At 72.1% G+C, this 25,993-nt stretch carries 24 protein-coding genes; 10 read left to right on the forward strand and 14 right to left on the reverse strand.

Annotation, left to right across the window (positions count from 1 at the left end; genetic code table 11):
* The first annotated feature begins 1 nt into the window (after nt 1).
* On the forward strand, nt 2-1,279 hold the full coding sequence (locus ACMTAK_RS29650; protein ID WP_413809010.1) for a thymidine phosphorylase: 1,278 nt from the start codon (nt 2-4) through the stop codon (nt 1,277-1,279).
* Between the two features lie 187 nt (nt 1,280-1,466).
* Here the strand turns inward: ACMTAK_RS29650 and ACMTAK_RS29655 are convergent, their stop codons facing one another.
* Nucleotides 1,467-2,420, reverse strand: coding sequence for a LysR family transcriptional regulator (locus tag ACMTAK_RS29655; protein WP_413809011.1), 954 nt, complete (start codon nt 2,418-2,420; stop codon nt 1,467-1,469).
* Between the two features lie 92 nt (nt 2,421-2,512).
* Here ACMTAK_RS29655 and ACMTAK_RS29660 point away from each other — a divergent pair, with 92 nt between their 5' ends.
* A complete protein-coding gene (locus ACMTAK_RS29660) occupies nt 2,513-3,850 on the forward strand; it encodes an MFS transporter (protein WP_413809012.1) in 1,338 nt (445 codons plus the stop codon).
* 889 nt (nt 3,851-4,739) lie between these two features.
* Here ACMTAK_RS29660 and ACMTAK_RS29665 read toward each other — a convergent pair.
* A complete protein-coding gene (locus ACMTAK_RS29665) occupies nt 4,740-5,504 on the reverse strand; it encodes an alpha/beta hydrolase (RefSeq protein ID WP_413809013.1) in 765 nt (254 codons plus the stop codon).
* Nucleotides 5,505-5,607: 103 nt separating this feature from the next.
* Between ACMTAK_RS29665 and ACMTAK_RS29670 the strand changes: the two genes are divergently transcribed.
* Both ACMTAK_RS29670 and ACMTAK_RS29675 read left to right on the forward strand, forming a co-directional pair.
* Complete coding sequence (locus ACMTAK_RS29670) at nt 5,608-6,774, forward strand: adenosine deaminase (protein WP_413809014.1); 1,167 nt, start codon at nt 5,608-5,610, stop codon at nt 6,772-6,774.
* A gap of 124 nt (nt 6,775-6,898) precedes the next feature.
* Nucleotides 6,899-7,150: an ATP-binding protein gene (locus ACMTAK_RS29675; RefSeq protein ID WP_413809015.1), complete on the forward strand. Its 252-nt coding sequence runs from the start codon at nt 6,899-6,901 to the stop codon at nt 7,148-7,150.
* A 305-nt stretch (nt 7,151-7,455) separates the two neighbouring features.
* Here ACMTAK_RS29675 and ACMTAK_RS29680 read toward each other — a convergent pair whose 3' ends face one another.
* The 4 genes from ACMTAK_RS29680 to afsQ1 all read right to left on the reverse strand — a co-directional run bounded on the left by ACMTAK_RS29680 (nt 7,456) and on the right by afsQ1 (nt 11,160).
* Nucleotides 7,456-8,037 (reverse strand): VanZ family protein, encoded by a 582-nt coding sequence (locus ACMTAK_RS29680; RefSeq protein ID WP_413809016.1) that lies wholly within the window; start codon nt 8,035-8,037, stop codon nt 7,456-7,458.
* A gap of 126 nt (nt 8,038-8,163) precedes the next feature.
* Nucleotides 8,164-8,778, reverse strand: coding sequence for a hypothetical protein (locus tag ACMTAK_RS29685; RefSeq protein WP_413809017.1), 615 nt, complete (start codon nt 8,776-8,778; stop codon nt 8,164-8,166).
* Nucleotides 8,775-10,358 (reverse strand): ATP-binding protein, encoded by a 1,584-nt coding sequence (locus ACMTAK_RS29690; RefSeq protein WP_413813031.1) that lies wholly within the window; start codon nt 10,356-10,358, stop codon nt 8,775-8,777. Before ACMTAK_RS29690 ends, ACMTAK_RS29685 begins: the two co-directional genes overlap by 4 nt.
* A 124-nt stretch (nt 10,359-10,482) precedes the next feature.
* Entirely contained in the window at nt 10,483-11,160 is a 678-nt protein-coding gene (gene afsQ1 / locus ACMTAK_RS29695) for a two-component system response regulator AfsQ1 (protein WP_413809018.1), read from the reverse strand.
* A 200-nt stretch (nt 11,161-11,360) separates the two neighbouring features.
* On the opposite strand from afsQ1, the gene ACMTAK_RS29700 reads away from it, so the two are divergent.
* Nucleotides 11,361-12,143, forward strand: a complete 783-nt coding sequence (locus ACMTAK_RS29700; protein ID WP_413809019.1) for a SigE family RNA polymerase sigma factor — start codon at nt 11,361-11,363, stop codon at nt 12,141-12,143.
* Nucleotides 12,144-12,323: 180 nt separating this feature from the next.
* On the opposite strand, the gene ACMTAK_RS29705 is transcribed toward ACMTAK_RS29700, so the two are convergent.
* Complete coding sequence (locus ACMTAK_RS29705) at nt 12,324-12,959, reverse strand: nucleoside/nucleotide kinase family protein (protein WP_413809020.1); 636 nt, start codon at nt 12,957-12,959, stop codon at nt 12,324-12,326.
* 43 nt (nt 12,960-13,002) lie between these two features.
* Here ACMTAK_RS29705 and ACMTAK_RS29710 point away from each other — a divergent pair, with 43 nt between their 5' ends.
* Complete coding sequence (locus ACMTAK_RS29710; RefSeq protein ID WP_413809021.1) at nt 13,003-13,179, forward strand: hypothetical protein; 177 nt, start codon at nt 13,003-13,005, stop codon at nt 13,177-13,179.
* A gap of 114 nt (nt 13,180-13,293) precedes the next feature.
* On the opposite strand, the gene ACMTAK_RS29715 is transcribed toward ACMTAK_RS29710, so the two are convergent.
* The 3 genes from ACMTAK_RS29715 to deoC are packed head-to-tail and all read right to left on the reverse strand — an operon-like array spanning nt 13,294 to nt 16,591.
* Complete coding sequence (locus ACMTAK_RS29715) at nt 13,294-14,157, reverse strand: aldehyde dehydrogenase family protein (RefSeq protein ID WP_413809022.1); 864 nt, start codon at nt 14,155-14,157, stop codon at nt 13,294-13,296.
* Nucleotides 14,150-15,583: an aldehyde dehydrogenase family protein gene (locus ACMTAK_RS29720; protein WP_413809023.1), complete on the reverse strand. Its 1,434-nt coding sequence runs from the start codon at nt 15,581-15,583 to the stop codon at nt 14,150-14,152. Before ACMTAK_RS29720 ends, ACMTAK_RS29715 begins: the two co-directional genes overlap by 8 nt.
* A gap of 6 nt (nt 15,584-15,589) precedes the next feature.
* Nucleotides 15,590-16,591: a deoxyribose-phosphate aldolase gene (gene deoC / locus ACMTAK_RS29725; RefSeq protein WP_413813032.1), complete on the reverse strand. Its 1,002-nt coding sequence runs from the start codon at nt 16,589-16,591 to the stop codon at nt 15,590-15,592.
* A gap of 136 nt (nt 16,592-16,727) precedes the next feature.
* Between deoC and ACMTAK_RS29730 the strand changes: the two genes are divergently transcribed.
* Entirely contained in the window at nt 16,728-17,402 is a 675-nt protein-coding gene (locus tag ACMTAK_RS29730) for a PH domain-containing protein (protein ID WP_413809024.1), read from the forward strand.
* A 36-nt stretch (nt 17,403-17,438) separates the two neighbouring features.
* Here ACMTAK_RS29730 and ACMTAK_RS29735 read toward each other — a convergent pair whose 3' ends face one another.
* The 3 genes from ACMTAK_RS29735 to ACMTAK_RS29745 all read right to left on the reverse strand — a co-directional run bounded on the left by ACMTAK_RS29735 (nt 17,439) and on the right by ACMTAK_RS29745 (nt 21,100).
* The gene (locus ACMTAK_RS29735) at nt 17,439-19,211 is read right to left on the reverse strand and encodes a phospho-sugar mutase (RefSeq protein WP_413809025.1); all 1,773 of its coding nucleotides are present in this window, start codon (nt 19,209-19,211) and stop codon (nt 17,439-17,441) included.
* 385 nt (nt 19,212-19,596) lie between these two features.
* Nucleotides 19,597-20,424 (reverse strand): purine-nucleoside phosphorylase, encoded by an 828-nt coding sequence (locus ACMTAK_RS29740; protein WP_373920666.1) that lies wholly within the window; start codon nt 20,422-20,424, stop codon nt 19,597-19,599.
* Between the two features lie 238 nt (nt 20,425-20,662).
* Nucleotides 20,663-21,100 (reverse strand): gamma-glutamylcyclotransferase, encoded by a 438-nt coding sequence (locus tag ACMTAK_RS29745; RefSeq protein ID WP_020870716.1) that lies wholly within the window; start codon nt 21,098-21,100, stop codon nt 20,663-20,665.
* 136 nt (nt 21,101-21,236) lie between these two features.
* Between ACMTAK_RS29745 and ACMTAK_RS29750 the strand changes: the two genes are divergently transcribed.
* Nucleotides 21,237-22,685 (forward strand): NAD(P)H-quinone dehydrogenase, encoded by a 1,449-nt coding sequence (locus tag ACMTAK_RS29750; protein ID WP_413809026.1) that lies wholly within the window; start codon nt 21,237-21,239, stop codon nt 22,683-22,685.
* A gap of 137 nt (nt 22,686-22,822) precedes the next feature.
* Nucleotides 22,823-23,809 (forward strand): DeoR/GlpR family DNA-binding transcription regulator, encoded by a 987-nt coding sequence (locus ACMTAK_RS29755; RefSeq protein ID WP_413813033.1) that lies wholly within the window; start codon nt 22,823-22,825, stop codon nt 23,807-23,809.
* A 251-nt stretch (nt 23,810-24,060) separates the two neighbouring features.
* Here ACMTAK_RS29755 and ACMTAK_RS29760 read toward each other — a convergent pair whose 3' ends face one another.
* Nucleotides 24,061-24,654, reverse strand: coding sequence for a TetR/AcrR family transcriptional regulator (locus ACMTAK_RS29760; protein ID WP_121824371.1), 594 nt, complete (start codon nt 24,652-24,654; stop codon nt 24,061-24,063).
* A 147-nt stretch (nt 24,655-24,801) separates the two neighbouring features.
* On the opposite strand from ACMTAK_RS29760, the gene ACMTAK_RS29765 reads away from it, so the two are divergent.
* Nucleotides 24,802-25,980 carry an alpha/beta hydrolase gene (locus ACMTAK_RS29765; protein ID WP_413809027.1) on the forward strand — a complete coding sequence of 393 codons (1,179 nt, stop codon included), beginning with the start codon at nt 24,802-24,804 and terminating at the stop codon, nt 25,978-25,980.
* Nucleotides 25,981-25,993: the final 13 nt, after the last annotated feature.

The following is a 25,993-nucleotide window of genomic DNA, read 5'->3' on the forward strand; positions in this document are numbered from 1 at the left end:
CATGGACGCCATCTCCGTCATCCGCGCCAAGCGCGACGGCACCCGCCTCACCGACGCCCAGATCGACTGGATCATCGACGCCTACACGCGCGGCGAGGTGGCGGACGAGCAGATGTCCGCGCTCGCGATGGCGATCTTCCTCAACGGCATGGACCGGGCCGAGATCGCCCGCTGGACCGCCGCGATGATCGCGTCCGGTGAGCGGATGGATTTCTCCTCGCTGCCGCGCCCGACCTCCGACAAGCACTCCACCGGCGGCGTCGGCGACAAGATCACCCTGCCGCTCGCCCCCCTCGTGGCCGGCTGCGGAGCCGCCGTACCGCAGCTCTCCGGCCGGGGTCTGGGCCACACCGGCGGCACCCTGGACAAGCTGGAGTCCATCCCCGGCTGGCGCGCCCAGCTGACCAATGGCGACATGCTGGCCGTCCTCCGCGACGTCGGCTCGGTGATCTGCGCGGCGGGCGAGGGGCTGGCCCGGGCCGACAAGAAGCTGTACGCGCTGCGCGATGTCACCGGTACGGTCGAGTCGATCCCGCTCATCGCCTCCTCGATCATGTCCAAGAAGATCGCCGAGGGCACCGGCTCCCTGGTCCTGGACGTCAAGGTGGGCTCCGGCGCCTTCATGAAGGACATCGACTCCGCGCGCGAGCTGGCCGCCACGATGGTCGGCCTCGGCAACGACCACGGCGTCCGTACGACCGCCCTGCTCACCGACATGTCCACCCCGCTCGGCCTGACGGCGGGCAACGCCCTCGAGGTCCGCGAGTCCGTGGAGGTCCTGGCGGGCGGCGGCCCGGCCGACGTCGTCGAGCTCACCCTCGCCCTGGCCCGCGAGATGCTGGACGCGGCGGGCCTGAAGGACGCCGACCCCACCAAGGCCCTCGCCGACGGCACCGCGATGGACCACTGGCGCCGCATGATCGCCGCCCAGGGCGGCGACCCGGACGCCCCGCTCCCGGTGGCCCGCGAACACCACGTCCTCCACGCCGAGTCGACCGGCGTCCTCACCCGCCTGGACGCCTACGCGGTGGGCCTCGCCGCCTGGCGCCTGGGCGCGGGCCGCGCCCGCAAGGAGGACCCGGTACAGGCGGGCGCGGGCATAGAACTCCACGCGAAACCAGGCGACCACATCACCGCCGGCCAGCCCCTCCTCACCCTCCACACCGACACCCCGTCGGCCTTCCCCTACGCCCTGGAGGCACTGGCCGACGCGATCGGCTACGCCCCCGCGAACACGGAATTCACCACCACCCCGATCGTTCTGGAACGCATCGCCTGACCCGGCGGCCCATCACCCACGCGCCCGCGGCCGCTACCGGGTGTCCGGCGGGGGCTTCGTCCCTGGACCCCGGGGTATGGGGCGGAGCCCCAGTTGAGGGAAGGGGCGGGGAGGGGACCAGCCCGCCGCAGGCGTCACCATCCGTCGGACGCCCCCGGTCGCGGTCGCAAAGCCACCGGTATCGGGCCTAGTCCAGCAGCTGGCCCCGGCGGCTCAGCAGGAACTTCTTGAAGGCCGCCACCGGGGGTGTGTCCGGGTGGCCGTCCAGCCAGGCGACGCCGATCTCGCGGACGGCGCGTGGGGCGGTGACGGTCAGTTCGGCCACTCCGGGGCGGGGGACCGCCGGGGGCGGGAGGAGGGCCACGCCCAGGCCTGCGGCGACCAGGCCGCGGAGGGTCTCCGCCTCCTCGCCCTCGAAGGCGATCCTCGGGGTGAAGCCCGCCTCGGCGCACAGCGCGTCCGTGATGCGCCGCAGTCCGTAGCCCGGTTCCAGGGTGACGAACAGCTCCGAGGCGGCCTCGGCGAGGCGGACCCGGCGGCGTCCGGCCAGCCGGTGGTCGTCGGGGACCACCAGCCGCAGCCGCTGTTCGTCCAGGCGGCGGGCGACCAGGTCGGGGGCGTCCGGCACCGGGGAGGTCAGACAGAGGTCGAGGCCGCCCGCGCGCATCCGTTCGATCATCGCCTCGCCGTAGTTCTGGACCAGCTGGAAGCGCACCCGCGGATGGTCCACCCGGAAGCTCCGGATCAGGCCGGGCACGGTCTCGGTCCCCAGCGTGTGCAGAAAGCCGAACGAGACCCGGCCCGCCGCGGGGTCGGCGTCGGCCCGTACGGACTCGGCGGCGCGGTCGACCTCGGCGAGGGCCCGTTCGACCGAGCGCAGGAAGGTCCGTCCGGCCGGGGTGAGCGCCACCGTACGGCCCCGGCGGGCGAAGAGCGACACGCCCAGGTCCTCCTCCAGCCGGACCATCGCCCGGCTGAGCGTGGACTGGGGAACCCCCAACTCCTGTGCGGCGCGCGTCACATGCTCATGGCGGGCGACGGCGGCGAACTGGGCGAGACGCGGGGTGAGCGCGGCGGCCCAGGACTCCGCCTCGACATCCGCTGTCACCGGAATGTCGTTTTCGTAACTGATGCGTGACACGGGCGGCCCTGACCTTTACTCATGCGGCAGTGGATTGATTATCGCCATTCCGTGCATTGGACGCATCAACCGTGGTTACGTACGGTCGAACCATGCCTCCTGCTGATACCAGGGCGTCCACCGGGAACCACCGCGTGGACGCCTCCGCTTCGCCGTCCTCGAACCAGAACCAGAACACGAATCCGAATTCCTCCGAGTCCGAGCGGATGAGCCCGGGTCACCCCGGCTACCTCCGGATGCGGCTCGCCCTCTTCACCGCGGGACTCGCCACCTTCGCCCTGCTCTACTCGACCCAGGCGCTGCTGCCCGCGATCTCCGACGATCTGCGGGTCCAGGCGGACCAGGCCAGCTGGAGCGTCTCCGCGGCCACCTTCGGCCTGGCGCTCGCGGTGGTGCCGCTGAGCGCCCTGTCCGAGCGGTTCGGCCGGCGCGCCATGATGACGGTCTCGCTCACGGTCGCTGTCGTCCTCGCCCTGCTGGTGCCCTTCGCACCGGACCTGGGCTGGCTGATCGGACTGCGCGCGGTGCAGGGCGCGGCGCTGGCCGGGATCCCGGCCTCCGCGATGGCGTACCTCTCGGAGGAAGTCCACCCGAAGGCGCTGATCGGCGCGATCGGGCTGTTCGTGGCAGGTAACAGCGTCGGTGGAATGAGCGGCCGGATCGTCACCGGCTGGGTGGCGGACGCCTGGGGCTGGCGGGTCGCGCTCGCCGCGGTCGGCGTGATGGCGCTGCTGTGCGCGGCGTCCTTCCGGATGCTGCTGCCCAAGGCCCGGCACTTCACCCCGGCCGAGGTGAGCCCGCGGGCGCTGGCCCGCACCCTCGCCGGGCATCTCTCCGATCCGCTGCTGTGCCGGCTGTACGCGATCGGCGCGCTGTTCATGACGGTTTTCGGCGGGGTCTACACGGTCATCGGCTACCGCCTGGTGGCCGAGCCCTTCGGGCTCTCGCAGAGCCTGATCGGCTCGATCTTCCTGATCTACCTGGTCGGCACGGTCTCCTCGGCGGCCACCGGCAAGCTCGTCGGCCGGCTCGGGCGGCGCGGCGCGCTGTACGTGGCGGTGTCCACGACCGCGGCCGGGCTGCTGCTGTCCCTGCTGAACTCGATCCCGGCGGTGCTGGCCGGTCTGGTGCTGATCACCGCGGGCTTCTTCGCGGGCCACGCGGCGGCGTCCTCGGCGGTGAGCCGTACGGCCAAGACCGGGCGCGCCCAGGCCGCGGCGCTCTACCAGGCGTCGTACTACATCGGCAGCAGCGTGGGCGGTGCGCTGGGCGCGCTCGCCTTCCACGCGGCCGGGTGGGGCGGCACGGTCGCCATGGGCCTGGTGGCGGTCGGCGGCGCGGCGGCGATCACGGTGTACGCGACGCGGAAGGCGCGGGCCGAACGGCGCGCGGAGGCCGCGCGGCGCGAGCTAGTCGGTGTCCCCGCCTAGGGGTGTCCGACGGACCGTGACGCCTGCGGCGAGCTGCTCCCCGCCCCGCCCTTTCCCGACGCCTGACGATATGCGGCTCCGCCGCGTGGGGGACTCCGCCCCGGACCCCGGGGCGGTTCTGAGGCTCGGTCCCGGACGCTGGGGCGGTTCTGGGGCCGCTCCTGGACCCCGGAGCAGATCCGGGGCTCGGGTCCGGATGCCGGGGCGGAGTTGGGGCTCGGGTCCGGACCCCGGGGCGGTTCTGGGGCTCGGGTCCGGACTCCGACGCGGACTTGGGGCTCGGTCCCGGACGCCGGGGCGGGTCCGGGGCTCGGTCCCGGACCCGGAGCAGATCCGGGGCTCGGGTCCGGATGCCGGGGCGGAGTTGGGGCTCGGGTCCGGACGCCGGGGCGGACTTGGGGCTCGGTCCCGGACGCCGGGGCGGGTCCGGGGCTCGGTCCCGGACCCGGAGCAGATCCGGGGCTCCGCTCCAGACGCCGGGGCGGAACTGGGGCTCCGCCCCAGACCCTGGAGCCGATCCGGGGCTCCGTCCCGGACGCCGGGCGGGTCCGGGGCTCGGTCCCGGACTCCGGGGTCCAGGGGCGTAGCCCCTGGTATCGGGAAGGGGCGGGGAGGGGAAAGATCCGCCGGACCCCCGTAAGCGCTCTGCCAGGACCGACCCCCTGAAGCGCGAAGGGGCCGCCCCGCCACTGTCCGGCGGGACGGCCCCTTCGTCCGTATGGGCGGCCCCTTCGCCCGGCGGCGCGGGCCCGGCCCGGCACCCCGCCGCCCCATGCACGCAGGCGCCGAAGGCGCGAGACGGCGCCGCACCCGGCAACGAACACGGCAACGAACGCGGCCCCCGACACCCCAGGCGCCCGCGCACAACCAACCGCGCACAACCAACCGCTCAACGCCCCAGATTCGCCCCGAAGCCCGCCGCCAGCGGCATCCGCAGTCCCAGCGGCGGCGGAGCCGCCAGCGCGTCGGCCACCGGGCGGGAGAAGCCGGAGTGGAAGAGGGAGCCGAGGAGGAAGTCCGCGGCCAGCGCCTGCACCTCGGAGCGGTGCTGATGCAGCCCGTGCCCGTCGGTGTGCACCTCGAAGCGGCACACATCGCGGTTGGCCTTCTTCGCCCGCTCCGCCAGCCGGTAGGACAGCTCGGGGTCGGTGCGCTCGTCGTTCGTGCCGTGGGCGATCAGTACCTGCCGTCCGACCAGCTGCTTCACCGGCTCGGGTTCGAACACCTCGTCCGGCGCCGGAAGCCAGGGCGCCAGCGCCACCACCGAGGAGACGGCTTCGTGCCCGGCGGCGCGGAGGGCGGCGCGCCCGCCCATGCCGTGGCCCACGAGGCAGACCGGTACGTCGCCGTAGCGCCGCACCACCTCGTCCACGGCCCACGCGGTATCCGACGCGGCGTCGGCGGCCGCCCCGTTCCAGCCCCGGCGCCGGTAGTGGACGACGTGGGCGGCCAGCCCCTCCTCCCGGCCCACCCGGACCAGCCGCCGGGCCAGCGGCAGCGTGGCGGCCACCGAGAGTCTGGACGGCCGTCTGGTCCCGCTGGGCTCCCCCTCGGGGAGCAGGAGGACCACACCATGTACGGTCGTTCGCGCGGCGGCCGCGCCCATCGGCCGCCCCAGCCGTGCGCCCCGCTCGGGCAACGCTTGCTGAGCCATGGCGACACGATCGCAGAAGGATTGGTGTACTCCACTACCCGTGCGGGTCACTGTTGCGTATCTATCCCGCACGTTCTACGCGCGTAGGGGCTACGCTGCCCAGATGACGAGCGAGCACACCCATGAGCCCACCCCCGAACAGATCCGCCGTGCCCCCAAGGTGCTGCTGCACGACCACCTCGACGGTGGGCTGCGCCCGGGCACCATCGTCGACCTCGCGCGGGAGACCGGGTACGACGCGCTCCCGGAGACCGAGCCCGACAAGCTGGGCATCTGGTTCCGCGAGGCGGCGGACTCCGGGTCGCTGGAGCGCTATCTGGAGACGTTCTCCCACACCGTCGGCGTGATGCAGACCCGCGACGCGCTCGTCAGGGTCGCCGCCGAATGCGCCGAGGACCTCGCCGAGGACGGCGTCGTCTACGCCGAGATCCGCTACGCCCCCGAGCAGCACCTGGAGGGCGGGCTGACCCTGGAGCAGGTCGTCGAGGCGGTCAACGAGGGTTTCCGCGAGGGTGAGCGACGGGCCTGGCAGAACGGCCACCGCATCCGTGTCGGCGCGCTGCTGACCGCGATGCGCCACGCGGCCCGCGCCCTGGAGATCGCCGAACTCGCCAACCGCTACCGCGACCTGGGCGTGGTCGGCTTCGACATCGCCGGCGCCGAGGCCGGTTTCCCGCCCACCCGCCACCTGGACGCCTTCGAGTATCTGAAGCGGGAGAACAACCACTTCACGATCCACGCGGGCGAGGCGTTCGGGCTGCCCTCCATCTGGCAGGCGCTCCAGTGGTGCGGCGCCGACCGGCTGGGCCACGGCGTCCGCATCATCGACGACATCGAGGTCGGAGACGACGGCTCCCTCACCCTCGGCCGCCTCGCCTCGTACGTCCGCGACAAGCGCATCCCGCTGGAGCTGTGCCCGACCTCCAACCTCCAGACCGGCGCGGCCAGTTCCTACGCGGAGCACCCCATCGGGCTGCTCCGCCGGCTGCATTTCCGGGCCACCGTGAATACGGATAATCGTCTGATGAGCGGGACGAGCATGAGCGGGGAATTCCAGCATCTTGTATCAACGTTCCATTACACGCTCGACGACATGCAATGGTTCACGGTCAATGCGATGAAATCAGCCTTCATTCCTTTTGACGAACGTCTGGCGATGATCAATGACGTCATCAAGCCCGGATACGCCGAGTTGAAATCCGAATGGCTGTTCCACAATGTGGCCTCCGCATCGGCTGTGACCAGGGGATCCGCGCCCGAGAGCGACTGAGCGGGCGCATCCGGCACACGACCTGGGCGGGGCGACGGAGGCCGTTTTCGGTGTTTGCGGGCGGCCGAAATCCATGGCTACGTTTCCGTATCGGTCAAGCCCCCGTCTCAAGGACAGATTTCTGATGAAGCAGGGAACCCTCAAGACTCTCGGTGTCATTGCCCTCGGTGCCGCCGCCGTCGTCGCCGGAGGCAGCGCCGCGTCCGCGACGCCGGTCCCCGGTGGCTCCGCGGGCCGTGTCGCCGCCCCGGGGCAGCCCACCGCCGGCCAGCCCGCGGCGAAGCCCGCCGCCCCCCAGGCCAAGCCCGCTCAGGGCATGCTGGGGCAGCTCCCGCTGGGGAATCTGCCGACCGGCGGCCTCTTCAAGCTGGGCTGAATCCCACCTGGGCACACGGCCGGGCCGCACATCCCGAAGGGGGTGTGCGGCCCGGTCATTTCCGTATGGGTACCTGTGCGGGGTCACGCCGTGGCGTCAGCGCGCCCGGTCACCACGCCTCGCGGTAGGCGTCCTCCGCCGGAAGCAGGACCCACAGCGCGAGACAGAGCAGAAACCGCGGCCCCGGCAGCGGACACGAGACCACGAAGAGCACCCGCATCTCCTCGTCGTCGGGTGGCTCGGGAAGAGCTGGTTCCCGATGTCCTCAACGCTACGTCCGCGAGAACGCTACGTCCGCGAGAACGCTACGTCCGCGAGCTGGAGGAGACGTCGCTCCACGGTGCGATCCCGACCCTGGGAATCGTCGGGGTCGTGGCCTGGGCGCCGCCCTTCCGGGGGAGGCGGGCCGGGCGGCCCCGGTCGGCCCGGCGGCGGAGCCACGCCCGTGCGGCGGGGACCACCAGCACATGCGCGAGGGCGACGCCGACGGTGTTCAGCAGCACCGTGTCCACGTTCATGATCTGCCCGGTCACCTCGCTGCGCAGCAGCGCGAACCCCATGGCCACCATCGCCCCGGTGAAGGCCGTACGGACCAGCGAGGCCAGCGGATACGCCTCCACCCGGCCCGCGGCCAGCGGTAGCAGCACTCCGAGCGGCGCGAGCAGCAACAGCCCGCCCCCGATGGAACGGGCGGCCGACCAGGGGCTGAGCGCCAGATCGGCGCGGATGGTGGCCAGCGGTTCGAGGGTCGCCGCGGACACCCAGGGGACGTTCACCGGTCGCAGGGTCAGCCAGCAGACGAACGAGAGGTGTGCCACGAGGAGCACGAAGCCCGCGACGCGGTAGCGGAAGGCGGCCCTGCGGCCGAAAGGACCCTGCACGAACATCAGGACGCCGCACGCGGGGGTCGCGGTTCCGCCCCCGCCCCGCTGGTCAGCACCTTGTTACCGACAAGTCGCCGACCTGGGACGGGGCGGTACCGACAGGTAACGAATCGACACCAGGACCGGAATTCAGGACACCAGCACCCCGGAGTTGACCGCGATCATCGGATTGCGGCGCATCTCCTCGGTGCACTGGTACGCCTTGAGCGGATCCCGCTGGCTGTCCGGGCCGCCGAGCACCACCTTGCCGTCGTCGCCGGCCACCGTGGTGTCCGCGAAGGTGCAGACGATCTGGGCGAGCGCCAGGGACTGGATCTCCTCCGGCGGCCGGTTCAGCCGCAGTGCGCTGTCCGGGTCGCCCTTGGCCGGGCCGGAGATCTCCACCCAGTCCTCGACCGCCGTGGAGAACCCGGCCGACGCCTCGGCCGCCGTCGGCGGCAGCCGCAGTTGCTCCAGCAGCGCCTGGGCGACCCGCACCGGCTCCCGGGACGTCTTCTCGTCGTCCTGCCGGGTGGTCCGGCTCACCGACAGGATCCGCGAGGAGCACAGCAGATAGATCCGTACCGAGACCCGGTCCATCCCCTCGGCGGCCCGCTCCGACTCCGGCGTCCGGCAGGACGCCCGCGAGGGCGCGGCCCCGGCGTCCACCGGCACCGAGGTGCCCCGTATCCCGCACCCGGCCGCCAGCAGCGCGACCGCGCCGGTCAGCAGGAGGGCGGCCGACCGGGTCCAGCGCGCGCTCATGGCCTGCCCTCCTCGTCCCGGCCCCTGCCGGTGCCCTTGCCCTTGTCCTTGCCGGTGCCCTTGGCCTTGCCCTTGGCCTTGCCCTTGGCCCCGCCGTCGTCGCGCCCGCCCCCGGAGGAGCCGTCCCGGTCGTCATCGCGGTCGCGCTCGTCCTCGGCCTCGTCGGAGGCGATCCGGGAGGCGTCCATCGGCAGCCGCAGGGTAAAGACCGCGCCGCCCTCCGGCGAGTTCGCGGCGCCGATGTCGCCGCCGTGGATATGCGCGTTCTCCATCGCGATCGACAGCCCGAGCCCGCTGCCCTCCGAGCGCGGGCGGGACGCGCTCGCCTTGTAGAAGCGGTCGAAGACATGCGGCAGCACATCCTGGGGGATGCCAGGACCGTGGTCCCGGACCTTGATCAGCAGCTCATCGCCGTCGGTGCGCACCGAGACCCGCACCGGCGAGCCGCCGTGCTTGAGCGCGTTCCCGATCAGATTCGCCAGGATCACATCCAGGCGCCGTGGATCCAGCCGGGCCACGATCCCGCGCGCCGCGTCCAGCTCCACCGCGTCCAGCCAGGCGCGGGCGTCGATGCACGCCGTCACCTGGTCGGCGACATCGACATCGTCGAGCACCAGCCGGGCCGTGCCCGCGTCGAAGCGGGTCACCTCCATCAGGTTCTCCACCAGGTCGTTCAGCCGCCGGGTCTCGCTCACCACCAGCTGCACCGCCGGAGCGATCATCGGGTCGAGCGAATCGGCCTCCTCCTCCAGCACCTCCGTGACGGCCGTGATCGCGGTGAGCGGGGTCCGCAGCTCATGCGACATGTCCGCGACGAAGCGCCGGCTGGACGCCTCCCGTCCCGACAGCTCCGCCACCCGCTTCTGCAGCCGCTCCGCGGCCCGGTTGAAGGTGTGGGAGAGATTGGCCAGCTCATCGGAGCCGGAGACCTGGAGCCGGGTGTCGAGATGCCCCTCGCCCAGCCGGTGCGCCGCCTCCCCGAGCCGCTGCACCGGCCGCAGCACCGTGGCCGCGGCGGCCTGCGCCAGCAGTGCGGCGCCGATCAGCGCGAGACCGGTGGCGATCCCCAGCGACCAGGCCAGGGAGTTGAGATCCTGGCGCTCGGTGTCCAGGGACTTGAGCATGTAGCCGGTCGGCCCGCCGCCGTTCACCTTGGCCCCGCCGACCAGGTACGGGGTGCCGCCCAGCGTGATCCGCTGCCAGTAGAGGTGGTACGGGGAGGTGTTCCCCTTGCCCACCGGGCGCTTCTGGTCCACCGCGCGCCGCAGCGAGGAGGGCACCACATCGAGGGTGAACAGATCCTTGTCCGAGGCCGCCGGGCAGCTTCCGGCGTCCTTCGTCCGGGTGATCAGCAGCACCTCGTACTTCTGGGTGTTGTCCGCCATACGACCCGCCGCCTCGCGCAATTCGGAACAGGTGGGGACGGAGGGCAACGGATCGGTGTCGTCCTTCAGGGCCTTGCGGAACTCGTCCAGCGCCGCGTCCTGGGTACGGGTGAGCACCGCGTCCCGGTTCAGCCAGTACGCGATGGCGGACGCGGACACGGCGGCGGTCAGCGCCACCAGGCCGAAGACCAGCATCAGCCGCAGCCGGAGGCTGAACCACCGCAAGAGCCCCGCGGCCCAGCCCCGGGCCCGACCGGGCTCGTCGCTCACTGCGCTCAATTCCGTACTTCTCCGCCCCCGTGCGCGACGCACATATTGCTCACTGTGGCGCGTCCAGCCGGTACCCGACCCCGCGCACCGTACGGATCAGCGTCGGCGACGACGGCACGTCCTCCACCTTCGCGCGCAGCCGCTGTACGCATGCGTCGACCAGCCGCGAGTCCCCGAGGTAGTCGTGCTCCCACACCAGCCGCAGCAGCTGCTGCCGGGACAGCGCCTGCCCCGGGCGGCGGCTGAGCTCCAGCAGAAGCCGCAGCTCAGTGGGGGTGAGCTGGAGATCGTCGCCGTTCTTGGTGACCGTCATGGCCGCGCGGTCGATCAGCAGATTGCCGAAGGCCGCGGAGTCGTTGGCCTCCCGCTCGCCACGCCGCAGCACCGCACGGATCCGGGCGTCCAGCACCCGGCCCTGGACGGGTTTGACCACATAGTCGTCGGCACCGGACTCCAGGCCGACCACGACGTCGATGTCATCGCTGCGCGCGGTCAGCAGGATGATCGGCAACTGGTCGGTACGGCGGATCCGGCGGCAGACCTCGAAGCCGTCGATCCCGGGCAGCATCACATCGAGCACGATCAGATCCGGCCGCTGCTCACGCAGCAGTTTCAGGCCGTCCTCGCCCGTCGCCGCGGTCGCCACACGGTGGCCCTGGCGAGACAGCGAGAGTTCGAGGGCCGTGCGGATGGCGTCGTCGTCCTCGATCAGCAACAGGAAAGGCACGTTGGTCATTCTGGCCTACAAGGGGCCTGTAGTTCGACCGTCGGGGGTTTATCGGCTCGATCGCCTGTGACGAGCCTGTGACAGTCGACAGACACCCCCATGAAACTGGCCCGGCAAAGTCTTCTGTGCACCGGGCGGAACACCACCGGCCGGGGCAGCCAGAAGCCAGATCGACCGGCTCCATCGACGGGGGGCGCGAAATGAGCACACTGCACTTCTCCACCACCAGCGCAGTTCGCACGCGCCTCCACGACGCCGGGCGGGGCAATGAGAAGTCCGGTGCCGTGAGCGGGCGGGGGTGCGCTCGCGGCGCCGGGCGTCAGCGGCCTCCTTACATGGTGGCCATTGACGCGATCACGGGGGACAAGGAGGCCGGTCACGGCCTCGGGGGGGACAACGGGGGACCGGGGGGCCACGGGGGAGGCTCGTACGGGGAGGCAGAGGGGGAGCGGCGCACCACGTCGGAGGCGGAGTTCACCGCCTATGTCCAGGAGCGCCGCGCCTCCCTGTACGCAACCGCCTACCACCTGACCGGGGACCGCTTCGAGGCCGAGGACCTGCTGCAGAGCGCGCTGTTCTCGACCTACCGGGCCTGGGACCGGATCAGCGACAAGGCGGCGGTCGGCGGCTATCTGCGCCGCACCATGACCAATCTGCACATCAGCGCCTGGCGTCGGCGGAAGCTCAACGAGTACCCGACGGAGGAGCTGCCGGAGACGGTCGGCGACCACGACGCGATGCGCGGCACCGAGCTGCGCACCGTGCTGTGGCAGGCCCTGTCCCGGCTCCCCGAGCTGCAGCGCACGATGCTGGTGCTGCGCTACTACGAGGGCCGGACGGACCCGGAAATCGCGGACATCCTGAACATCAGCGTCGGAACGGTCAAGAGCAGCATCTGGCGCTCGCTGCGCCGGCTGCGCGAGGACGAGGCCCTCAGCTTCGGCCGTGACGAGGAGGAGTCCTTCGGCGAACTGGTCGCCTGACGGCGGCGGGGACGATCGAAGGCGGGGGAAAATCGGGGGATACGGGGGAAATGGGAGGGAGAAATCGGGGGAGCACGGGGGAAACAGGTGCGAGGCCGGACAGCCGAGGGGGGATGTCCGGCCTCGCACCTGTTTGGCCGTGTTGTCGCGTGGCTGCGTCGGCTGCGTTGGCTGCGTCGGCTATACGGACGTCTTCTGGCCGGAAGCGGGGATCCGCTCCCCCGCCGCCGCTATCCGGCCCAGCGCCACGTCCTTGCCGCACGCGTACGCTCCCAGCGCCGTCTGCCGGGCCACGATCCCGCGCTCCGCGCGCATCAGCCGCCAGCCGCGCCGCAGCAGATAGAGCGCGGGCTTACGGCCCTCCCGTAGATCGCGCAGCAGTCTGCGCCGGAACGTGGTGGAAGGGCGGCCGCGCAGACAGATCGCGTCCGCGAGCAGCCCGAGGTCGGCACACCGCCCGACGATGTCGGCGGCGAAGATCCCCTCGGCGATGAACACCGGCGCCCGCCCGATGTCCAGCGCCTCCTCGCCGACGCGGGCGCTGGTGGCGATGTCGTACAGCGGCACGGTCGTACCGGACGTACGGCACAGCTCCTCGATGGCCGCGACCGCCGCGTCCGCGTCCCAGGACAGCGGCGAGTCCCAGTCGGCGCCCCCGTTGTCGGGGAGTTGGGGGAGCGTCGGGTCGCCGCCCTCCTTGTAGAAGTCGTCGAGGTTGAGCACGGGCAGCCCGGTGCGGGCCGCGAGGGAGGACTTGCCCGAACCCGAGGGGCCGGAGAGCAGGACGACACGGGCGGAAGGCGGTTGGCTGGTCACGGAACACCAGTGTGACGCATCCTTTCGTCCGCGTGTCCCCCGCGTGACCGTCGATCTGACCGCCCATGTGGCCCGGCCCCGCCGTCGGACGACCGCGCGTGGCCGTTCCGCCGCCGCCGTACGGACCGGGCGGGCCCGGGGGCCGAAGACCGCCGGGCAGCCGTTCGGCCACCGCGTCGCAGGTGGCGTGGTCGGGGCCCCGGCCGGTGAGCTGACCTGATGACGGTCGGCGCGCCGAGCTGCCGGGGTCCAGAAGCGGAGTCCCCGCCATGCGGCGGAGCCGCGTATCGATGCTGCGGGAAGGGGTGGGGAGGGGGAAGACCCGGCCGTCGGGCTAGGCGCCCATTGGGTGCCAGACGGTCTTGGTCTCCAGGAAGGTGAGGAGGCGGCCGGTGCCGGGGTCGGTGGTCCAATCCACAGGCTGTGGACGCAGAACGCGCTTGAGGTTCTCCGCGGCGGCCTGCTCCAGCTCGGTCGCGAGCTCCGCGTCCGCGCCGGCGAGGTCGATCGCGTTGACGTCCTGGTGCGCGGCCAGCGGCGCGGCGATCTCCGCCGTGCGGCCGGACAGGACGTTGACCACGCCGCCCGGGAGGTCGGAGGTGGCCAGAACCTCGGCGAGGGAGAGGGCGGGGAGCGGGGCGCCCTCGGCGGCGACGACCACGGTCGTGTTCCCGGTGACGATCGCCGGGGCGATCACCGACACCAGGCCCAGGAACGACGAGTCCTGGGGCGCGAGGAGCGCGACCACGCCGGTGGGCTCGGGGGAGGAGAGGTTGAAGTACGGCCCGGCCACGGGGTTGGCGGACCCGGCGATCTGGGCCGTCTTGTCGGACCAGCCCGCGTACCAGACCCAGCGGTCGATCGCCGCGTCCACCTGCGCGGTGGCCTTGGACTTCGAAAGGCCCTCGGCGTCGGCGACCTCGCGGATGAACTGGCCGCGGCGCCCCTCCAGCATCTCGGCGACGCGGTAGAGGATCTGGCCCCGGTTGTAGGCGGTGGCCCCCGACCAGCCGCCGAACGCCTTGCGCGCCGCGACGACCGCGTCCCGGGCGTCCTTGCGGGAGGCCAGCGGGGCGTTGGCCAGCCACTTGCCCTTCGCGTCGGTCACCTCGTACACCCGCCCGCTCTCCGAGCGTGGGAACTTGCCGCCCACGAACAGCTTGTAGGTCTTCAGGACCGAGAGTCGGTTATCAGACATCGAGGTACGCCTCCAGGCCGTGGCGACCGCCTTCACGGCCGTATCCGGACTCCTTGTAGCCGCCGAACGGGGAGGCCGGGTCGAACTTGTTGAAGGTGTTGGACCACACCACGCCCGCTCGGAGCTCGTTCGCCATCCACAGGATGCGCGAGCCCTTCTCCGTCCAGATGCCCGCCGACAGCCCGTACGGCGTGTTGTTGGCCTTGGCCACGGCCTCTTCGGGGGTGCGGAAGGTGAGCACCGAGAGCACCGGGCCGAAGATCTCCTCGCGGGCGATCCGGTGGGCCTGGGTGACGCCGGTGAAGAGGGTGGGCGCGAACCAGTAGCCGGAGCTGGGCAGTTCGCACCGCGGGGCCCAGCGCTCGGCGCCCTCGGCCTCGCCCGCGTCGGCCAGGGCGCGGATCCGGGCCAGCTGCTCGGCGGAGTTGATGGCGCCGATGTCGGTGTTCTTGTCCAGCGGGTCGCCGACGCGCAGGGTGCTCATCCGGCGCTTGAGCGCGTCGAGCAGCTCGTCCTGGAGGGACTCCTGGACCAGGAGGCGGGAGCCCGCGCAGCAGACATGGCCCTGGTTGAAGAAGATGCCGCCGATGATGCCCTCGACCGCCTGGTCGATGGGGGCGTCGTCGAAGACGATGTTCGCGGCCTTGCCCCCGAGTTCGAGGGTGACCTTCTTCCTCGTACCGGCCACCGTACGGGCGATGGCCTTGCCGACCTCGGTGGAGCCGGTGAAGGCCACCTTGTCGATGCCGGGGTGCGCGACCAGCTCGGCGCCGGTCGAGCCGTCACCGGTGACGATGTTCACCACGCCCTTGGGCAGGCCCGCCTGGCGGCAGATGTCCGCGAAGAACAGGGCGCTCAGGGGCGTGGTCTCGGCGGGCTTGAGGACGACCGTATTGCCGGTGGCGAGCGCCGGGGCGATCTTCCAGGCGAGCATCAGGAGGGGGAAGTTCCAGGGGATGATCTGGCCCGCCACGCCCAGCGGCCGCGGATCGGCGCCGTAGCCCGCGTACGCCAGCTTGTCGGCCCAGCCCGCGTAGTAGAAGAAGTGGGCCGCGACCAGGGGGAGATCGGCGTCGCGCGACTCGCGGATCGGCTTCCCGTTGTCCAGCGACTCCAGGACGGCCAGTTCGCGGGAGCGCTCCTGGATGATCCGCGCGATGCGGAAGAGGTACTTGGCGCGCTCGGAGCCGGGCAGCGCGGACCAGGTCTCGAACGCCTTACGGGCGGCCTTGACGGCGCGGTCCACGTCCTCGGCATTGGCCTGGGCGACCTCGGAGAGTACCTCCTCGGAGGAGGGGGAGAGGGTCTTGAAGACCTTGCCGTCGCCCGCCTCTGCGAACTCCCCGTCGATGAACAGGCCGTAGGACGGAGCGATGTCGACGACCGCGCGGGACTCGGGCGCGGGCGCGTACTCGAAAACTGGCATGGCGTATCAGTCCACCGTCACGTAGTCGGGACCGGAGTACCGGCCGGTGCTCAGCTTCTGGCGCTGCATGAGCAGATCGTTGAGCAGGCTGGAGGCGCCGAAGCGGAACCACTCCGGGGAGAGCCACTCGTCGCCCAGCGTCTCGTTGACCATCACCAGGTACTTGATCGCGTCCTTGGAGGTGCGGATGCCGCCCGCTGGCTTCACGCCCACCTGGACACCGACCGCGGCGCGGAAGTCGCGGACCGCCTCCAGCAGGACGAGGGTGACGGGCGGGGTCGCGTTGACGGCCACCTTGCCGGTGGAGGTCTTGATGAAGTCCGCGCCCGCGAGCATCGCCAGCCAGGAGGCGCGGCGGACGTTGTCGTACGTCTGGAGCTCACCGGTCTCGAAGATGACCTTGAGGTGGGCCGCGGTGCCACTGCCGTCCTCACGGACGCACGCCTCCTTCACCTGCCGGATCTCCTCGAAGACCTCCAGGTAGCGGCCGGAGAGGAAGGCACCGCGGTCGATCACCATGTCGATCTCGTCCGCCCCGGCGGCCACCGCGTCCCGGGTGTCGGCCAGCTTGACCGGCAGCGAGGCCCGGCCGGAGGGGAAGGCGGTGGCGACGGCGGCCACATGGATGCCGCTGCCGGTCAGGGCCTCCTTGGCGGTGGCCACCATGTCGCCGTAGACGCAGATCGCCGCGACCTTCGGGGCGGTGCGGTCGGTGGGGTCGGGGTTGATCCCCTTGGCGCAGAGCGCCCGGACCTTGCCCGGGGTATCGGCACCCTCGAGGGTCGTCAGGTCGATCATCGAGATCGCCAGATCGATGGCGTACGCCTTCGCCGTGGTCTTGATCGAGCGGGTGCCGAGGGTCGCGGCACGGGCCCGCAGGCCGACCGCGTCGACGCCCGGCAGGCCGTGCAGGAAGCGGCGCAGTGCGCCGTCGCCGGCGGTCACGTCCGCCATCGACGCGAGTCGCTCCGCGGCCTCCTTGCCGTATGCGGGAACTGTGGTGGGCATGGTCACCAGATGAGCATATCTACGCGCGTAGTCGGATGTCACCCCCGGGCCCGGAATCGATCGGGGGCCGGGGCGAGCGATCCCGCGTCCGCCCTGGGCGCCCCCCGCCCCGTGAGTGTGGTGCACAATCGGGCGCATGACGAGCCCGGACGACGACTCCACCCCCGCTGCCTCCAGCTCCGCTTCCTCCGATGCCGAGACCGAGACCTTCTCGGACCGGATCTACCGCTCCCCGAGCGGTATCGCGGGCGGAGTGCTGCTGCTCGGGCTCAGCGGCTGGCTGGGCGTCGACGCGATGATCCGGGGCGAGGGACGGACGCCGTGGCTGGCGCTGGCCGGGCTGTTCTTCGCGGTACCGGTGGTGATCGCCTTCACGGTGCGCCCGGCGGTGTACGCGGGGCAGGACCGGCTGCTCATCCGCAACCCGTTCCGTACGATCACGCTGCCCTGGGCCTCGGTCGAGGGGCTGCGCGCCGGGTACACCAGCGAGGTGCTCGCGGGCGGGGCCACCTACCAGCTGTGGGCGATCCCGGTCTCGCTGCGCCAGCGCAAGCGGGCCGCCCGGCAGCAGGCCAGGGCGGCCTCCGAGGACCCCTTCGGCGCCACGTCCGCCCATGTCGCGGCCGGCAAGCCCGACGAGGACCGCCGGGCCCCCTCCGACGCGGCGATCGGCGACCTGCGCGAGATGGCCGAACTCAACGCCCAGCGCGAGGGCGCCCAGGGGGCGCCGGAGGTGCGCTGGGCCTTCGAGGTCATCGCGCCGACGCTGGCGGGCGCGGTGCTGTTGGGCGTCATGCTGGCGATCGGCTGAGAGCTGGGTCCCCTGGGTTTCCCCGCTCCGGCGCCGTCACTGATCGCCGTGGGCGACGGTGACGGGCCCGGCGGCTGATACGCCCGCGTCCGCGGTGGCGGCTTCCGGGGGCTGGATTCCCGCCGCCACCGAAAGGTCCGTCTTGAGCGCGGCCAGCACGGTGTCCGCCGTGGCGCGGGCCGGAGTGAGGGCGTGGGCGGCGGGCACGTCGACGACCACCTCCAGGTAGCACTTCAGCTTCGGCTCGGTGCCGCTGGGCCGGACGACCACACGGGCGCCGCGGACGTTCCCCTTCCCGGCGAGCTGATAACGCAGGCCGTCCGTCGGGGGCAGGGTGTCCGTACCCCGCGTCAGATCCTCCGCCGAGGTCACCGCGAGCCCCGCGAGCTCGGTGGGCGGCTGTTCGCGCAGCCGCTTCATCGCGGTGCCGATCACGGAGAGGTCGGTGACCCGGACGGACAGCTGGTCGGTGGCGTGCAGCCCGTGGGCCACCGCGATGTCGTCCAAAAGATCTGCCAGGGTGCGGCCCTGCTCCTTGAGCTCCGACGTCAGCTCGGCCACGAGCAGCGCGGCCGTGACGCCGTCCTTGTCGCGTACGCCCTCCGGATCCACGCAGTAGCCGAGCGCCTCCTCGTACGCGTAGCGCAGCCCGTCCACCCGGGCCAGCCACTTGAAGCCGGTCAGCGTCTCGGCGTACGGCAGCCCGGCGTCCTCCGCGATCCGGGACAGGAGCGACGAGGAGACGATCGTGGTCGCGAACGCGCCACGGGCGCGCTTGTGGACGAGGTGGGTGGCGAGGAGCGCGCCGACCTCGTCCCCGCGCAGCATCCGCCAGCTCGCGGCGTCCGTGGGGGCCGTGGGGTTCGTGATCGTGGGGATGGCGACGGCGCAGCGGTCGGCGTCCGGGTCGTTGGCGATGATGATGTCCGGCGCGACCCTGCGGGCCGTGGCGAAGGCCAGGTCCATCGCCCCCGGCTCCTCCGGGTTGGGGAACGCGACGGTCGGGAACGCCGGGTCGGGCTCCGCCTGCTCGGGCACGACCGCGGGCTCGGGGAACCCGGCGCGATGGAACGCCGCGGTGAGGGTCTCGCGGCCGACGCCGTGCAGCGGGGTGTAGACGACGCGGGCGTTCCGGGGCGAACCCGGGGTGAGAACGGCGTCGGTCCGCGCGAGGTACGCCTCCAGGACGTCGTCGTTCAGCGTCTCCCAGCCGGTCTCGGGCCGGGGCACGTCGTCCAGGCTGCGGATCGCCTCGATCTCGGCCGCGATCTCGGCGTCGGCGGGCGGCACGATCTGGGAGCCGTCGCCGAGGTAGACCTTGTAACCGTTGTCGCGCGGCGGGTTGTGGCTCGCCGTGACCTCGACTCCGGCGATCGCGCCGAGGTGGCGGATGGCGAACGCGAGGACGGGCGTGGGGAGGGGGCGGGGCAGAACCGCGGCGCGGAAGCCGGCGCCGGTCATGACGGCGGCGGTGTCGCGGGCGAACTCGGCGCTCTTGTAGCGGGCGTCGTACCCGACGACGACGAGCCCTTGACCGTTCTGGTCGTCCCGGTCGTGATACCTGCGCAGATACGCGGCGAGCCCGGCGGCGGCGCGGATGACGACGGCGCGGTTCATCCGCATGGGCCCGGCCCCGAGCTCACCCCGGAGACCGGCGGTACCGAACTGCAACGTGCCGGAGAACCGCTCGGCGATCGCGTCGAGGGCATCGTCCTCGAGCAGTTTCCCGAGCTCGTCCCGCGTCTCGGGATCGGGATCCTCGGCAAGCCATGCGCGAGCCTGGGCGATGAGATCGGGCTCCGTGGCCATGGGGGCCTCCTGGGGGGTGGTCGTATGCGGGGTGCGGGGTGCGGGTTGCCGCTGCGGTGGTGTGGGTGCGGGTGCGTTGATGGTTGCTGGGGTGCGCGGTGGGTCCGTGGTCGGGTGCGGGGGCGGGGCCTCCGGGGCGGGGCTCTGGAGGCCCCGCCCCCGGCACCCACCGCACGACCGACCGCGCACCCCGGCCCGCCCGCCCTGCGCCCACGCCTGGCTCGCGCTCTCCGCGCACCCCGGTCCGCCCCGCGCACCCCGGCCCGCGCGCCTCGCGCCCCGCACCGCCCGCCCCGCGCCGTGCCCCGCGTATCTCGCGCATCGCTGTTCAGTTAGCCAAGGGGTGAGTACCCGCGCAGGGCGCCGTGACGCCGCGCCCCGGAGATCAGAGGCGGTCGAGGACCTGGGACAGCAGGCTGCCCATGCGGGAGGCGGAGTCGCGGCCCGCCTGGAGGACCTCCTCGTGGTTGAGGGGCTCGCCCGTCATCCCGGCCGCGAGGTTCGTCACCAGGGAGATCCCGAGAACCTCCGCGCCCGCCTCGCGCGCCGCGATGGCCTCCAGGGTGGTGGACATGCCCACCAGGTCGGCCCCTATCGTGCGGGCCATGTTGATCTCCGCCGGGGTCTCGTAGTGCGGCCCGGGGAACTGGGCGTAGACGCCCTCCTCCAGGGTCGGGTCGACCTGCTGGCACAGGGCGCGCAGCCGCGGCGAGTACAGGTCGGTGAGGTCGACGAAGTTGGCGCCCACGATCGGTGAGGTGGCCGTGAGGTTGATGTGGTCGCTGATCAGTACCGGCTGGCCGGGGCGCATGCCTTCGCGGAGGCCGCCGCAGCCGTTGGTGAGGATGATGGTCTTGCAGCCCGCGGCGACGGCGGTGCGTACGCCGTGTGCGACGGCGGCGACCCCACGCCCCTCGTAGTAGTGCGTACGGCCGAGGAAGACCAGCGCCCGCTTGTCGTTGATCCGGTACGACCGGATCCGGCCCGCGTGGCCCGCGACGGCGGGCGGCGGGAAGCCGGGCAGCTCGGTGACGGGGAACTCGTGCTCGGGCGCCCCGAGGGCGTCGGTGGCGGGGACCCAGCCGGAGCCCAGGACCAGCGCGACGTCGTGGGTTTCCGCGCCGGTCAGCTCGCGCAGGCGGGTGGCGGCGGCGTCGGCGGCGGCGTGCGGGTCGCTCTGATTGTCCCAAGAAACTGATGCGTTCACGCGCACGAGGGTAGCCGGTAACTGCCTACGCGCGTAGACGGAGTCCGCCGAGGTGTTCGGATCGTTGCATTGCCGCAAGGCCCACGGTGGGACCCAGCAGGGTCACATTGCCCCGGACCCACCGGATCAACCGGGCCACCGGGTCAACCGGGCCACCGGTCGGACCACCGGGTCAACCGGACCCACCGGGGCAACTGGATCAAGGGGTCAACCGGAATCAAGGGGTCAACCGGACACACCGGACTCAGCAGGGACGCTTCCGCAGCTCCATCACATAGTCGTGCGGCGCCCCCGCCGACTCCGCCGCGTCGGCGATCTCGCCCAGGTAGCGGGCCGAGGGCAGCCCGCCCTCGTAGCCGTTGAGGACGTAGAGCCAGGCGGCCTCGTCGCCGTCCAGTGTGTGGACGCGGATCCGCATCCGGCGGTAGATGTCGAGGCCGACGCCCTCCCAGCGGTCCATGGAGTCCTCGTCCATGGGGGCGATGTCGTAGAGGGCGACGAAGACCTGGGAGCGCGGGGCCTCCACGATCGTGGGGAGAGCGCCTTCCCAGCCCATCTGCTCACCGCCGAAGGTGAGGCGCCAGCCGTTCAGCCAGCCCGTTCCGCGCAGCGGGGAGTGTGGTGCGCGGCGGGACATCAGCCGCGCGTCGAGGTTGCCGGCGTACGCGGCGTAGAGCGACATGGGTCTGAGGGTACGGGAGTGGGGTGGAACGGCCCTCGGGGTGGGACGTTTGACGGGAGGTTCCGTGAGAGGTTTTGAACGGCGGTCGCCCCCGCGAAACCCCCCGGGCTGAAGGCATTCGAACCGGTGCGGGACAATGGAGCATGTGACTCGGATCGTGATCATTGGTGGCGGACCCGGCGGCTATGAGGCGGCGCTGGTCGCCGCGCAGCTCGGCGCGGAGGTGACCGTCGTCGACTGCGACGGTCTGGGCGGGGCGTCGGTGCTCACCGACTGTGTGCCGTCGAAGACGTTGATCGCCACCGCTGAGGTGATGACGACCTTCGACTCCTCCTACGAGGAGCTGGGGATCATCGTCGCCGACGACACCCCGCCGCTGGAGCAGGCGGCCCGGGTGGTCGGCGTGGATCTGGGCAAGGTCAACCGTCGGGTGAAGCGGCTCGCGCTCGCCCAGTCGCACGACATCACGGCCTCGGTCACCCGGGCCGGTGGCCGGGTCATGCGCGGCCGCGCCCGGGTGGAGCCGCAGCAGTCGCTGGACGGCGCGCGGCGGGTGATCGTACGGGCCGCGGACGGCAGCGAGCAGACGCTGGTGGCGGACGCGGTGCTGCTGGCGACGGGCGCCCACCCGAGGGAGATCCCGGACGCGAAGCCGGACGGCGAGCGGATCCTGAACTGGACGCAGGTGTACGACCTTGACGAGCTCCCCCAGGAGCTGATCGTGGTCGGCTCCGGTGTCACGGGCGCGGAGTTCGCGGGTGCGTACCAGGCGCTGGGGTCGAAGGTCACGCTGGTCTCCAGCCGGGACCGGGTGCTGCCGGGCGAGGACCCGGACGCGGCCGCGGTGCTGGAGGACGTCTTCCGGCGCCGGGGGATGAACGTGATGTCCCGGTCCCGGGCGCAGGCCGCCAAGCGGGTCGGGGACCGGGTGGAGGTCACGCTCTCGGACGGGCGGGTCATCTCCGGCACCCACTGTCTGATGGCGGTCGGCTCGATCCCGAACACGGCGGACATCGGCCTGGAGGAGGCCGGGGTCAAGCTGGCGGAGTCGGGGCACATCCTGACCGACAAGGTGTCCCGGACCAGCGCGCCGGGGATCTACGCGGCCGGTGACTGCACCGGAGTGCTGGCGCTGGCGTCGGTGGCGGCGATGCAGGGCCGGATCGCGATGTACCACTTCCTCGGGGACGCGGTGACCCCGCTGAACCTGAAGACCGTCTCGGCGAACGTCTTCACCGACCCCGAGATCGCCACGGTCGGCTACTCGCAGGCGGACGTGGACGGCGGGAAGATCGACGCCCGGGTGGTGAAGCTGCCGCTGCTGCGCAATCCGCGGGCGAAGATGCAGGGCATCCGGGACGGCTTCGTGAAGATCTTCTGCCGTCCGGGCACCGGCATCGTGGTCGGCGGTGTGGTGGTCGCGCCGCGGGCGAGCGAGCTGATCCACCCCATCTCGCTGGCGGTGGACAACAATCTGACGGTGGAGCAGATCGCCAAAGCCTTCACGGTCTACCCCTCGCTGTCCGGTTCGATCGCCGAGGTGGCCCGGCAGTTGCACACCCGGAAGACTCAGGAAGAGTCATAGACCCGGTCCTTATAGCACTTCGTGCCCTCACAGATGTACAACTTCTGCTAATTGGTGCAAGCTGCTGAAAACAGACGGTCGTTGGCGTTACTGTCAGTTTCGTGTTCGCTGCAGAACGTCGCCAATTGATCCTTGAAATGGTGCGTGCGAACGGAGCGGTGTCGCTCCGGGAGCTCGCCCGCGTCGTCCAGACCTCCGAAGTGACCGTCCGGCGTGATGTGCGGGCACTGGAGGCAGAAGGACTGCTCGACCGCCGGCACGGCGGTGCGGTGCTGCCGGGCGGATTCACCAGGGAGTCCGGCTTCCCGCAGAAATCCCATCTAGCGACCGCGGAGAAGACGGCCATCGCCGATCTCGCGGCCGGTCTCGTCGAGGAGGGCGAGGCCGTCGTCGTCGGCGCCGGGACCACTACGCAGGAGCTGGCCCGCCGGCTCGCGCGGGTTCCCGGGCTGACCGTGGTCACCAATTCCCTGCTGGTCGCACAGGCGTTGGCGCATGCCAACCGGGTCGAGGTCGTGATGACCGGCGGCACCCTGCGCGGCTCCAACTACGCCCTGGTCGGCAGCGGCGCCGAGCAGTCCTTGCACGGGCTGCGGGTCTCGCGCGCCTTTCTGTCCGGCAGCGGGCTGACCGCCGAGCGCGGCCTGTCCACCTCCAACATGCTCTCGGCCAGCGTCGACCGGGCGCTGGTCCAGGCGGCGGCGGAGGTGGTCGTGCTCGCCGACCATACGAAGCTGGGCACCGACACCATGTTCCAGACGGTGCCCACCGATGTGATCACACGGCTGGTGACCGATGAGCCGCCCGGCCATGACGACCGTGCCCTGACCGAGCTCCAGGCCCTCGCGGACCAGGGGGTTCAGATCGCCGTGGCCGGGCCGGGCGCGGGGTCCGGTCCGGCCGGGAGCGGTGAGGGCGGCGGCTCGGCGGGTCGGCAGTCGGGACGGCCGGGTCCGTCGCAGGGCCGTGGCGGTGGCGAGGAGGGCCTGCCGCTGCCGGGGCCGCGCCGTAACCACCCCCACCCGCCGGGCGGGCCCGGCTCCGCCCAGCTGCGCACCGCGGCGGTGCCGCTGGCCGAACAGCAGCCGGGGCGGGTGGCGGACCTGGCGCCGCGCCGCCGCTAGCGACTGGCTGCCGGATCGTGACGCCTGCGGCGTGGTGTTCCCCTCCCCGCCCCTTCCCGCGGCATCGATATGCGGCTCCGCCGCGTGGTGGGGCTCCGCCCCAGGCCCGGGAGGCCCAGGGGCGGAGCTCCGCCGCGAAGCCCGCCGGACACCCCGTAGCGAGTGGTCGCCGAGGGGTGTCAGTGGGCCTGGCGACCAGGGTGTCAATGGGCCTGGCGACCAGGGTGTCAATGGGGCTGGAGACCAGGGTGTCAGCGGGCCTTGAGACCCGTGAAGGCCAGCGCCAGCAGCCGGTCGGCCAACTCCGGGTCGTCCGGCGACTGCTCCACGGCCAGCGCGATCGCGTTCGTGAGCTGCATCAGATCGGCGATGACCACATCGGACCGTACGGCACCGCTCTGCTGGGCGCGGGCGAGCAGTTCGCTGCCCGCCTCGCGCAGCGGCAGACCGCAGCCGCGGGACAGCTCCGAGGTCTCGTCGCCCGAGCACGCCATCAGGGCCTGGGAGAGCCCGCGGTAGGTGCTGGCGTGGTCCACGATGGCGCGCAGCCAGTCGATCAGCGCCTGACACGGCCGCGGCGCCTGGGCCAGCTCCCGCGACCGCTCCAGCAGGGCACATATCTCGCCCTGGAAGACCGCGCCCATCAGCGCGGTGCGGTTCGGGAAGTGGCGGTAGAGCGTGCCGATGCCGACGCCCGCGCGGCGTGCGATGTCCTCCAGCGAAGCGTCGGTACCGTGCTGGGTGAAGGCCGTGCGCGCCTCGGCCAGCAGCCGCTCGTAGTTGCGGCGCGCGTCGGCGCGCATGGGGCGCGGTGGCGTCTGCGCCGTGGCTGTCTCCATCGCCATCGCGGTCCTCCCTGCCGTGCCTGCCCGTGAGTCAAGCATGCCATTTCGTGACCGGAGGCACGCCCTGGCCAGGCAACGCGGGTGCCGGAGGCGGCATCAAACAGGGCGGCGGCACCGTGCGTTGCGGCGCGCCGGAGTGGAAGAACAATGGGACTGACCAGTCGATCACTCGAGTATGTGATGATCTCCCTCGCCGTGGCGTGCGCGGGGCTGACGCTCTGGCTGTGGCCGCGCTTCGCGGGCCGGGGCGTACGGGCCTGGGCGGGCCGGCTGGCCGCCCTCGCCGTGACCCAGTGCGCGATCGTGGCCGCCCTGGCCCTCGCGGTGAACAGCACCTTCCAGTTCTACGGCTCCTGGGACGAACTGCTGGGCGAGGACGATGCGGCACCGGCGGCCCTGTCCCATGTGCAGGGCGGCGCCGCGGGGCCGGTCGGGGAGTCGGGCGGTCTGGTGCGGCCCGCCCCGCCGCAGGGGCTGGACACGGTGCACGGACTGCCGAGCGGGCCGCCCGCCAGGGCGGGCGAGGTCGAGTCGGTGCGGATCCTGGGCCGCCGCAGCCAGGTGGCCAACCCGGCGTATGTCTATCTGCCGCCGCAGTACTTCCAGCGCCAGTACGCCCGGCAGCGCTTCCCCGTGATCGTGGCGATCAGCGGTTACCCCGGCGGATCCTTCCTGCTGGCCCAGCATCTGCGGCTGCCCCAGACCGCGGGCGGGCTGATCCGCACCGGGGCGCTGCAACCGGCCGTCATCGTGATGGTGCGGCCCACCATCGCCCCGCCCCGCGACACCGAGTGCGTGGACGTCCCCGGCGGTCCGCAGGCCGAGACGTACTTCGCCCGGGACCTGCCGGAGGCGCTGCGGGCGCACTACCGGATCGGCCATGACCCCAGCGCCTGGGGCGTGCTGGGCTACTCGTCGGGCGGCACCTGCGCCCTTCAGCTGACCCTGCGTCATCCCCGTGTCTACGGCGCGGCCGCGGCCCTGTCGCCCGACTACCGCCTGGTCAACGACCCCACCACCGGCGATCTCTTCGGCCGGGGCCCGGCGGGCGAGCGCAGGAAGCGGGAGCACGATGTGCTGTGGCGGCTGCGCCATCTGCCCCAGCCGCAGGTGTCGGTGCTGGTGGCCTCCAGCCGCCGGGGCGAGCCCGACTACGGCGCCACTCGCGACTTCCTGGCCGCGGCCCGGCCGCCGATGAGCGCGCAGTCGATCATCCTGGACCGGGGCAGCCACAACTTCCGCACCTGGCGCCGCGAACTGCCCACCGCCCTGCGGTGGATGAACGGTCAGCTGACCTTCCCGCAGGACGTGGTGCACGGCCGCTGAGCGGGGCGTACGC

Origin of the sequence: Streptomyces lacaronensis (genome assembly GCF_047337785.1) — a bacterium.
GTDB classification, from domain to species: domain Bacteria; phylum Actinomycetota; class Actinomycetes; order Streptomycetales; family Streptomycetaceae; genus Streptomyces; species Streptomyces lycopersici.

What these genes read in the sequence shown, in the direction of transcription:
- ACMTAK_RS29650 (WP_413809010.1), top strand. Translation starts at nt 2, where the DNA reads ATGGACGCCATCTCCGTCATCCGCGCCAAGCGCGACGGCACCCGCCTC.
- ACMTAK_RS29660 (WP_413809012.1), top strand. Translation starts at nt 2,513, where the DNA reads ATGCCTCCTGCTGATACCAGGGCGTCCACCGGGAACCACCGCGTGGAC.
- ACMTAK_RS29665 (WP_413809013.1), bottom strand. Translation starts at nt 5,504, where the DNA reads ATGGCTCAGCAAGCGTTGCCCGAGCGGGGCGCACGGCTGGGGCGGCCG.
- ACMTAK_RS29670 (WP_413809014.1), top strand. Translation starts at nt 5,608, where the DNA reads ATGACGAGCGAGCACACCCATGAGCCCACCCCCGAACAGATCCGCCGT.
- ACMTAK_RS29675 (WP_413809015.1), top strand. Translation starts at nt 6,899, where the DNA reads ATGAAGCAGGGAACCCTCAAGACTCTCGGTGTCATTGCCCTCGGTGCC.
- ACMTAK_RS29680 (WP_413809016.1), bottom strand. Translation starts at nt 8,037, where the DNA reads ATGTTCGTGCAGGGTCCTTTCGGCCGCAGGGCCGCCTTCCGCTACCGC.
- ACMTAK_RS29685 (WP_413809017.1), bottom strand. Translation starts at nt 8,778, where the DNA reads ATGAGCGCGCGCTGGACCCGGTCGGCCGCCCTCCTGCTGACCGGCGCG.
- ACMTAK_RS29690 (WP_413813031.1), bottom strand. Translation starts at nt 10,358, where the DNA reads ATGCTGGTCTTCGGCCTGGTGGCGCTGACCGCCGCCGTGTCCGCGTCC.
- ACMTAK_RS29700 (WP_413809019.1), top strand. Translation starts at nt 11,361, where the DNA reads ATGAGCACACTGCACTTCTCCACCACCAGCGCAGTTCGCACGCGCCTC.
- ACMTAK_RS29715 (WP_413809022.1), bottom strand. Translation starts at nt 14,157, where the DNA reads ATGTCTGATAACCGACTCTCGGTCCTGAAGACCTACAAGCTGTTCGTG.
- ACMTAK_RS29720 (WP_413809023.1), bottom strand. Translation starts at nt 15,583, where the DNA reads ATGCCAGTTTTCGAGTACGCGCCCGCGCCCGAGTCCCGCGCGGTCGTC.
- deoC (WP_413813032.1), bottom strand. Translation starts at nt 16,591, where the DNA reads ATGCCCACCACAGTTCCCGCATACGGCAAGGAGGCCGCGGAGCGACTC.
- ACMTAK_RS29730 (WP_413809024.1), top strand. Translation starts at nt 16,728, where the DNA reads ATGACGAGCCCGGACGACGACTCCACCCCCGCTGCCTCCAGCTCCGCT.
- ACMTAK_RS29735 (WP_413809025.1), bottom strand. Translation starts at nt 19,211, where the DNA reads ATGGCCACGGAGCCCGATCTCATCGCCCAGGCTCGCGCATGGCTTGCC.
- ACMTAK_RS29745 (WP_020870716.1), bottom strand. Translation starts at nt 21,100, where the DNA reads ATGTCGCTCTACGCCGCGTACGCCGGCAACCTCGACGCGCGGCTGATG.
- ACMTAK_RS29750 (WP_413809026.1), top strand. Translation starts at nt 21,237, where the DNA reads ATGGAGCATGTGACTCGGATCGTGATCATTGGTGGCGGACCCGGCGGC.
- ACMTAK_RS29755 (WP_413813033.1), top strand. Translation starts at nt 22,823, where the DNA reads ATGGTGCGTGCGAACGGAGCGGTGTCGCTCCGGGAGCTCGCCCGCGTC.
- ACMTAK_RS29760 (WP_121824371.1), bottom strand. Translation starts at nt 24,654, where the DNA reads ATGGCGATGGAGACAGCCACGGCGCAGACGCCACCGCGCCCCATGCGC.
- ACMTAK_RS29765 (WP_413809027.1), top strand. Translation starts at nt 24,802, where the DNA reads ATGGGACTGACCAGTCGATCACTCGAGTATGTGATGATCTCCCTCGCC.